The sequence below is a fragment of the Streptomyces sp. PTL18 genome, assembly GCF_059510295.1.
The window spans coordinates 1-3,361 of the sequence record NZ_JCAJZO010000081.1 but is presented as its reverse complement, the minus strand read 5'-3'; the positions used below and the strand labels follow the sequence as shown (position 1 = coordinate 3,361).

Here is a 3,361-nt window from a genome sequence, read left to right as displayed (position 1 = left end):
CGTGCCCGAGCCTGCACCGCTCTCCGAAGCCGCGGACACCGGCGGGGACGACATGGAAGCCCGCTTCTGGGAGGCGGTCGAGCGTGAGGACCTGGAGGCCCTGGCCGACACCCTCGACCTCGCTCCCGAGCGGCGTGACACGCTGGGGGCGGCCGAGCCGGCGCTGCCCGTGCTGGCCGAGTGGCGCAGGCGCAGGCGGGAGAGAGCGCTGCTGGACTCCTGGCGCTACACCGTGACCTGGCAGCCGGCCGACGCGGGCACCGTCGAACACGGTGCGCTGCCCTCGCACTGGCTGGTCGTGCTGCCGGGCGGAGGCTTGGACTCCGGCACCGAGGGCGGAAACGACCGTGGTTCGGTGCGCGAGCTGATCGAGCGTCTGCGCGACCGTGATGGTGTCGAAGTCGTCGAGACCGTTCACTTCGACGTGGACCGCGACGACCGGGCCGCCATGGCGGCGCGTCTGCGCGAGACGCTGGAGCGCAGCCCGGCCGTCGGTGCCGTGCTCAACCTGCTGCCCCTAGACCCGGCGGACACGCCGTGGGACGACAAGGCGTTGGAACCCGACGTGCCCCGGCCCGTCACCGCCACCTTGCTGCTCATGCAGGCGCTGACGGACACCTCCCCGGAGCTGCGGCTGTGGACCGTCACCCGGGGAGCGGTGACGGTGACCGGACCGGTCTCCCCGAGCGGGACGTCCGACGGCGGACCCGTGCCGGCACAGGCAGCCGTCTGGGGTCTCGGCCGGGTCTACGGCTTGGAGCACCCGCACCGATGGGGCGGGCTCCTGGACCTCCCAGCGGCCTCCGGCTCCGCCACCGACGATCCCTCCACCGCAGAACTCGACGCGCGCACCTGGAACAGGTTCTTCGCAGTCCTGGCGGGTGACGACGACGAGGACCAGTTCGCTGTCCGCGCCGACGGTCTCTACGTACGCCGGTTGATCCGCAAGCCCGCCGACCCGGAGTCCGGGACCGGCACTGGCACCGCCGAGCGTCGTACCGTCGGGTTCTCCGGTACGACACTCGTCACGGGCGGCACCGGAGCCCTCGGCGCGCACCTCGCGCGGCGACTCGCCGCGACCGGCGCCGAGCATCTGCTGCTGGTCAGCCGTCGGGGCCCCGACGCGCCGGGCGCGGTCGAACTGGAGGCGGAACTCACCGCGCTGGGCGCCCGTGTGACCATCGCCGCCTGCGACATCACCGACCGGGACGCGCTGGCCAAGCTGCTCGCGGACGTACCGGGGAACGCACCCGTCAACGCCGTGGTGCACGCCGCCGGCCTGGAACCGCCGGCCGTCGGCGTGGAGGAGACCGACCTCGACGCGCTGCGCGCGGTGACGGAGGCGAAGATCGCCGGTGCCGTCCATCTGGATGCGCTGCTCGCGGACCGGCCGCTGGAGGCGTTCGTGCTGTTCTCCTCCGGCGCGGGCGTCTGGGGCGACGGCGGCCACGGCGCCTACGCCGCGGCCAACGCCTACCTCGACGCGTTCGCCGAGCGGCGCCGTGCCCGCGGGCAGGCCGCGACGTCCATCGCCTGGGGAGCCTGGGCGGGCGGCGGCATGGTCGACGACGCCGAGAGCGACCGACTGCGCCGCTACGGCGTGCCCACCATGGATCCGGAAGTGGCCGTCGGCGCCGTGCAGCAGGCGCTCGGACTTGACGAGACGTGTCTCGTCGTCGCCGACGTGCTGTGGGACCGGTTCGCGGCGACCTACTCCGCCGCCCGTCGCCGTCGTCTCTTCGACGAGGTCCCCGAAGTGCGCAGCGCCGCCGCCGAGGCCCGCCGCGCCGCCGCGGCCGGTGACGGAGCCGACGGCAAGACGGACGGCGGTCCGACGGGGGCGTTCGCCGACCGGCTGGCCGGAGTGAGCCGCGCCGAACAGGAGCGGACAGCGCTCCAGTTGGTCCGCAGGCAGGTCGCGGCGGTCCTCGGCCACGACGGCACCGCCGCGATCAGCCCCTCGCACGCCTTCCGCGACCTCGGGTTCGACTCCCTGACCGCTGTGGAACTGCGCAACCGGCTCAAGGACGCCACCGGACTTGCGCTGCCCGCCACGCTGGTCTTCGACCACCCGACCCCGGCCGCACTCGCCGGCCGCCTGCTGACCGAACTGGCCCCCGGCACCGGTCAGCCGGGCGGACAGGAGGCGTCGGCGCTGGACGAGCTGGAGGCCGCCGTCGCCGCGCTCGACCCGGCCGACGACGCGGCTCGCGGCAGGATCACCGCCCGGCTGCAGGCGCTGCTGTGGCGACTGTCCGACAGCCGGGCCGAGCCCGCGACGGCGGGCGGCGGGACCGACGGCGACGCACTGCTCGAGGCCGTGTCCGACGACGAGATGTTCGACTTGATCGACAAGGAACTCGGCCTCAACTAGACCGGCCGGACGGGCCGCACCCCCCTCGGCCCGTCCGGCCTCCAGCCGCCCACCACCCGCCCCCGGGCACGACTTCGTCCGCACGATTCCCACCGACCTGCCCGTTGCCAACGCCGTACGGGTGACTCCAAGCCTTCGGGCCTGCTCTAGGGACTGATGACGTTCATGGCTAACGAGGACAAGCTCCGCGACTACCTCAAACTGGTCACCACCGACCTGCGGCAGACCCGCCGGCGCCTCCAGGACGTGGAGGCCCGCCAGCAGGAGCCCATCGCCATCGTCTCGATGAGCTGCCGCTTCCCCGGGAATGCCCACACTCCCGAGGACTTCTGGGACCTGCTCGTCGCCGGCGTCGACACCGTCTCGGAGCTGCCCGCCGACCGCGGCTGGGACCTGGAGAACCTGTACCACCCCGATCCCGAGCACCAGGGCACCAGCTACACCCGCTCCGGGTCCTTCCTGTACGACGGCGCCGACTTCGACCCCGCGTTCTTCGGCATCTCGCCGCGCGAGGCCACCGTCATGGACCCACAGCAGCGGCTGCTTCTGGAAACCTCCTGGGAGGTCCTCGAGCGGGCCGGTATCGACCCCGGGACGCTGCGTGGCGAGAAGGCCGGCGTCTTCGTCGGCAGCAGCGACCAGGGGTACGGCGCCGCCGCCGCGCACGCCCGTGACCGGGTCGAGGGGCACATGCTGACCGGCGGTTCCGGCGCCGTGCTCTCCGGGCGCATCGCCTACACCCTCGGCTTCGAGGGGCCCGCCGTCACCGTCGACACCATGTGCTCCTCGTCGCTCGTCGCCCTGCACCTCGCCGTACAGGCCCTGCGCCAGGACGAGTGCCGCCTCGCCCTCGCTGCCGGCGCCACGGTCATGGCGGGCCCACGCAACTTCGTGGAGTTCAGCCGGCAGCGGGGGCTGGCGCCGGACGGCCGGTGCAAGCCGTTCGCGGCGGGTGCGGACGGTACGGGGTGGGGTGAGGGTGTCGGC

At 73.5% G+C, this 3,361-nt stretch carries 2 protein-coding genes; both read left to right on the top strand.

Annotated elements, in window-relative coordinates:
- Positions 1 to 2,374, top strand: a 2,374-nt coding sequence (locus AC5WS8_RS38985) for an SDR family NAD(P)-dependent oxidoreductase (protein WP_496108207.1), incomplete at its 5' end; no start/stop codon positions are given.
- A 165-nt stretch (positions 2,375 to 2,539) separates the two neighbouring features.
- On the top strand, positions 2,540 to 3,361 hold an 822-nt coding region (locus tag AC5WS8_RS38980; RefSeq protein ID WP_496108208.1), incomplete at its 3' end, for a beta-ketoacyl synthase N-terminal-like domain-containing protein.